The organism is Bradyrhizobium sp. Ses1, from assembly GCF_059512365.1.
In genome coordinates, this window is record NZ_JCAMOQ010000256.1 from 1 (window position 1) to 279 (window position 279).

Here is a 279-nt window from a genome sequence, read left to right on the forward strand (position 1 = left end):
GAACGTGATTTGGCTTGATCTCGTCGCTTCTCAGGGGGTTGCCAGCGGATTCCATGTTGCCTAATCTTCCCGCCGTCCGGGGGACCGACTCATGAAAGACATGCAAGCGCACTTGGAGAAGCTTCGCAATGAAGCGGCGGAGTGCGATTTAATCAGCAAGCTCGCGACCAACGCGACCAAGAAAGCGCTCTTCGCCAAGCTGGCCGAACATCACCGAGCATTGGTGAAGGAAGTGGAGCAAGCCATCGCGGCTTCCTCGATAAACCTCAACGATTGAAT

The 279-nt window shown here is 55.2% G+C and carries 1 protein-coding gene; it reads left to right on the top strand.

Annotation, left to right across the window (positions count from 1 at the left end):
* Positions 1–91: 91 nt before the first annotated feature.
* Entirely contained in the window at positions 92–277 is a 186-nt protein-coding gene (locus AC5ZG5_RS46590; RefSeq protein ID WP_130229592.1) for a hypothetical protein, read from the top strand.
* Positions 278–279 lie beyond the last annotated feature (2 nt).